We start from the raw sequence: 2,698 nt of genomic DNA on the forward strand, positions 1-2,698 counted from the left end.
TATAGCAATAGGTAAGGATTTGAAGTTATCTCCACCTTTTCCCCTGCTTCACACCGTACATGACCCTTTCGGTGTCATACGGCGTTCCATCAATTTCAACTGATGTTATAAGTTACATAATTATCGGTTCTTTACCAGATTTAATTCTAAGGCAGTTTAGCTTCTCCACTTGCTTTTGATTAAGGTTAAAAGACCGGAGGACTTTAGTAATCTTTTGTATATCTGTCATGTGAATAAGCTTATGAATAAACCAATCAACAATTATTAAATTACTATATTTATCTGTTCCTCCAAGTTCTAGGGGAATAATATGATGACAATGAACTCTGTCAATCCCAATTAATTCTCCTGTTACAAAACATTTACCATATTGAGCTACATATTTAGATATTCTATTATCGTTGTACTCAATACTCCTACTCCTTGAGTAGGTTGCCATTACTTGTGCAAGTACATCACTTGGTATCGCCCTAAGGTTTGTATGAATTTTACTACGACCTTTTTCAGTGAAATTGTTGATACCTTGTGAAAAATTACACGGATTCTTATGATGAATTCCTGTAATTGGCAACAGTGGAGTACCTTGAATAGTAAATATTTTAGTATTTGGTTGGATTCCTTTTGTCCTTTTCTTAAAAGCAGGAGGTGTTTCACTAAATTTGATGATTTTTGCATTATTTTTAAATCTGTTTTTCATAGTTTTTAAAAGAGAGTAATTTATCTCCGTTAAATCCATATAAATCGTGGTAGCATATCTATAGTAATTTTGTATTCCAATAAGGGTAATGTTAAAGTTCAATACGCTTTCTGGTAAAGGTTTTTCTTGGATTTCTTTGACCTTTTCCCTTAGTTTCTTCTTAGTTTTCAAGATAGCTTTGTCTGTCATTCCTGTTTTGGCTACATAGCCAAATTTTGATTTACCTTGTTTAACAAGTTTGACTTTAAATCCTAGAAAATTGGAAGAATTCTTTTTCAAATTGACGATTTTAGATTTTTCTTTATTTACTTCAAGCCCTAGTCGCTTATTCAAAAAGTCAACTGTTGCATGATAAAAGCGTTGTGCGTCCTCATATGATTCACACATAATTTTAAAATCGTCTGCGTATCGAATGATATAACCGCATTTCATACTTGTATATTTCCTTGCATAGCTACGAAAACCATAGTTTTCACTAGACATTCTTTGCGGTTTATACGTTTCCCATTGACTACTTATCCACCAATCTAATTCATTTAAAACGATATTAGATAATATAGGTGAAATTATTCCTCCTTGCGGAGTTCCATTAGTCGGGATTCCTTCTCCTATTATTTCGGATTTCAGTATTTTAGAAATAATCGAGAGTAAGGATTTATCACGAATTCCCAATGCCCACATCTGTTTCAGCAGTTTTCCATGATTGACATTATCGAAGAATCCTTTGATATCAATGTCAACACAATAATGTTGCCTCCCAATATTCATAAGACTAACCATTCGGCTAACCGCATGATGTGTACTTCTATTTGGTCTAAAACCATAACTATGGTTATGAAATTTAGCTTCACAAATAGGTTCAAGAACTTGTAAGATACATTGTTGTACTAATCTATCCCAAATTGTCGGAATACCTAATGGACGCTTTTTATCACTGCCCACTTTAGGAATGAGAACTCTTTTGACAGGTTGGGGATGGTATTTGTTTAACCTTTTTCTTACTTCGTTAATTATTTCTTTATCATTCAAATGCCATATGTCTTTGATTGTCAAATCATCAACACCAGCAGTTTTGCTTCCCTTATTTGTTTTGATATTACGATATGCTAGTCGAATATTTTCTTCAGAATCGATTGTATTTACTAACTTATAGAAATTGTTACCGTTAAGACTTCTTGAATATAAGTCATCATATGTTTGTTGCATATTGTAATACTCATTATGTCTTAACTTGGTTTTCTTCAACATGGGCTGTAACCTCCTTCTGAAGGAGAAATTACATCTCTTAGTCTTACTCGAAACCATGTTAACCGTTTGTAACTATCAGTCTTCAATTGACTAGTGGCTATCCCTCCACATTCATTAGATGCTTCATAGGTACTGTGCCACCACTTTCACTATCATAAATCTAGGTTATATATCTGACTAATATCATCAGTACTTTCCCTAGAACCACTTCGTAGGAAGTAAGTCCTCCATGTTGACAGCTTACCACGTTCCATCATTCCTATCTGTACATACACTATTAGGTTTCCCCTATGAACCTGCTACTTTAATACTGCCTTTAACAATATACGGACTTTCATAAAGGAGAGTTTTACTCGCCCGCAGTAGCGACACTATTTGTGTCCACATACCTTTCGATATGCTCCCGATATAGACCCGTACATTCAGGGATTCGTCTACACTAACAAAGTTCGCTGATTGTATCGTTGTGAATTCTAACCATAAGTGTTTTATAGACTTCCGGCATATCATATACATATCCTACCTCTAGGACACTTTCGTTTATAAGTTTCTATAATTACGGTATATTTCTGCCGACTTCACCGAACTTCATACAGTTTAGCTCTTACCAACTAAATCGCATGTCGGAGGATTAAAGGAAGCCCTTCAAGGCGTTACCCTATCATTTGACTTCTCGAAATGACAGTTCATTGTTGAACTGTTAGGTTCAACAATGCCTAACCTTTTCAGTTAGGAACGTGTCGTACCACCTTT

General features: G+C 34.7%; 1 protein-coding gene. It reads right to left on the minus strand.

Annotated elements, in window-relative coordinates:
* Positions 1-112: 112 nt before the first annotated feature.
* The gene (gene ltrA / locus M3600_RS28170) at positions 113-1,945 is read right to left on the minus strand and encodes a group II intron reverse transcriptase/maturase (protein WP_251648523.1); all 1,833 of its coding nucleotides are present in this window, start codon (positions 1,943-1,945) and stop codon (positions 113-115) included.
* Positions 1,946-2,698 lie beyond the last annotated feature (753 nt).

Origin of the sequence: Niallia sp. MER 6 (assembly GCF_023714395.1) — a bacterium.
Lineage (GTDB): Bacteria > Bacillota > Bacilli > Bacillales > Cytobacillaceae > Niallia.